4 protein-coding genes are annotated in these 2,377 nt (G+C 64.8%); 3 read left to right on the top strand and 1 reads right to left on the bottom strand.

What is annotated here, in order from left to right:
• The 3 genes from RMO25_RS13775 to RMO25_RS13765 all read left to right on the top strand — a co-directional run.
• The coding region (locus tag RMO25_RS13775) for a peptidylprolyl isomerase (protein WP_309663174.1) at window positions 1–319 on the top strand (319 nt) is incomplete at its 5' end.
• The gene (queA, locus tag RMO25_RS13770) at window positions 319–1,356 is read left to right on the top strand and encodes a tRNA preQ1(34) S-adenosylmethionine ribosyltransferase-isomerase QueA (RefSeq protein WP_309663173.1); all 1,038 of its coding nucleotides are present in this window, start codon (window positions 319–321) and stop codon (window positions 1,354–1,356) included. The genes RMO25_RS13775 and queA, both read left to right, overlap by 1 nt.
• Window positions 1,357–1,446: 90 nt before the next feature.
• The gene (locus RMO25_RS13765; protein ID WP_309663172.1) at window positions 1,447–1,758 is read left to right on the top strand and encodes a hypothetical protein; all 312 of its coding nucleotides are present in this window, start codon (window positions 1,447–1,449) and stop codon (window positions 1,756–1,758) included.
• Between the two features lie 13 nt (window positions 1,759–1,771).
• Here RMO25_RS13765 and RMO25_RS13760 read toward each other — a convergent pair.
• A partial coding sequence (locus RMO25_RS13760; RefSeq protein WP_309663171.1) for a TSUP family transporter occupies window positions 1,772–2,377 on the bottom strand: 606 nt, incomplete at its 5' end.

The following is a 2,377-nucleotide window of genomic DNA, read 5'->3' as shown; positions in this document are numbered from 1 at the left end:
GGCCGAATTCACGACTATTCCTTATATGCGCGGAATGGTGGCGATGGCGCGGACCGACAATCCCGATTCGGCCAACAGCCAGTTCTTCATCATGTTTTCGCCCAACATCGCGCTGTGGGGCAAATACACCGTGATCGGCCGGGTGATGTCGGGCATGGATGCGGTCGACAAGATCGCGGTCGGCGAGCCGCCGGCCGACCCGACCAAGATTATCAGCGCGCGGCTTGGCGATGCAGCCATCGTTCAGGCGCCGGCGGCGGTTCCGGCTCCAGCGGCCGCGCCCGCGGCTGAAGCGCCGGTAACGCCCAGCGGCGGCTGATGCGCGTCGACCTCTTCGACTTTGAGCTCCCCACCGACCGCATAGCATTACGTCCCGCCCGGCCGCGGGATTCGGCGCGGTTGCTGAAGGTCGAGGGGGCGGAAATTTCCGATCACGGAGTGATGGACCTGCCGGCGCTGCTGCGGCCCGGGGACGTGTTGCTGTTCAACGACACCAAGGTCATCCCGGCGCAGCTCGAGGGGCGACGGGGAGAGGCCCGGGTGGGCGCCACGCTGCACAAGCGCGAGGGGCCGCGTAGCTGGTGGTCGTTCGTGCGCAACGCGCGGCGGCTGCATGTTGGTGACCGGGTTGAGTTCGGGTCGGGCGTTTCCGCGTCGGCAACGGAGCGCGGCGAGGACGGGGCGTTCCTGCTGCAATTCCATGGCGACGAGCCGGTGGAGTTGCTGCTCGCGCGCGCCGGGCGGATGCCGTTGCCGCCGTATATCGCCTCGAAACGCCCGGCGGATGAGGCGGACCGCGAGGATTATCAGACGATGTTCGCGCGGGAGGAAGGCGCGGTGGCGGCACCGACCGCCGCGCTGCACTTCACGCCGCGATTATTGGCGGCGCTGGAGGAGCGCGGGGTGGGCAGTGAAATGCTGACTTTGCACGTCGGCGCGGGGACATTTCTGCCGGTCAAGGCGGACACCATCGCCGAGCACCGGATGCACGCCGAATGGGGGCGGATCGACGCCGCGACCGCCGAACGGCTCAACCGTGCGAAAGCGGCAGGCGGGCGCCTGATTGCGGTCGGTACGACCTCGCTGCGCCTCGCCGAAAGCGCGGCGGACGAGGACGGGCAAATCCGTGCCTTCGAGGGCGACACAGCGATCTTCATTGCGCCCGGATATCGCTTCAAGGCGGTCGACGGCCTGGTCACCAACTTCCACTTGCCGCGCTCAACCCTGTTCATGCTGGTCAGTGCGCTGATGGGGCTCGACGTCATGAAAGCGGCCTACGCCCACGCGGTCGCGGAGGGGTACCGGTTCTACAGCTACGGCGATGCGAGCTTGCTGCTGCCACGATGGGCATCGTAGCTTTCCGAGGGCAACGCGGTATGGTGCCTCACCATGCTAACTAAGGTATCCGCGGCCTACAGTGCATTGCTCATCGTAGGGGCTGCTACCTTGATCCAGACATGGATTTTGGAAGACGGCCAACACTGGCCCGTCTGGGTTTGGATGCCTCTGGTCGCCATCGTGTTTTGGGCTTTGTGGGTCTTGCGAGACCCGCCCGATCCGAAAGCTAAAGTGTTTGATTTCAATCCGAAGCGCGGCGCATTCTATTTCTTGGCCGGCCTGGCGGTGTTTCCCCTTGTGGCGCTGATCGACGCTATATTTGGTGCCGAACTGACGTTCAATTCGATGCTGCTGTTTACGTTGTTCAGTTCAGTTCTAGCGGGGCTGATCGGCACGTTCACGGAACACACCGGCATGTGAGCGCGCTGCCTCTTCACCCCGCGAAATAGCCCCATAGCAACCGCGCGGTCATGCCGAGGGAGATGATTACCAGCAGCGGGCGGATCAGGCGGGCGCCGAATTTTAGCGCGGTGTGGCTGCCGAGGTAGCCGCCGAGCATTGCGCCGGCGGCCATGCACAGGCCCAAGAGCCAGAGCAGGTGGCCGCCGAGCGCGAACAATAAAACGCTCGCCACATTGCTGGTGAAGTTGAACAGCTTGGTGAGCGCGGTGGCCTTGGTCAGGCCGTAACCGCGCAGGGCGACCAGGCTGGTAGTGAAGAAAGTGCCGGTGCCGGGACCGAAGAAGCCGTCGTAAAATCCGATCGCGCCGCCCAATGGCGCGTAGCCGGCGGAACTGACGCGATGGTGGGCGTCGTCGTCGGTCATGCGCGGCGACAAGAGGATGTAGATCGCGGCGGCGACTAGCAGGATAAGGATGATCAGGTTGAGCAGGCGGGTCTGGATGAGCTGGACGACGATGGCGCCGCCGACCGCGCCCGCGAACACCAGCAGAACCGACAAGCGATTGGGGCGCCACTCGACCAGGCCGGAGCGCCAGTAATTCCTGAGCGCGGTGCCGCAGCCGAACATCGACTGGAG

Source organism: Sphingomonas sp., from assembly GCF_031361285.1.
In the GTDB taxonomy this organism is placed as follows: Bacteria; Pseudomonadota; Alphaproteobacteria; order Sphingomonadales; family Sphingomonadaceae; genus Sphingomicrobium.
This window is presented reverse-complemented; position numbering and strand designations above follow the sequence as displayed.

Coding starts and splice junctions, on each gene's coding strand:
- queA (WP_309663173.1), top strand. CDS start 319: ATGCGCGTCGACCTCTTCGACTTTGAGCTCCCCACCGACCGCATAGCA.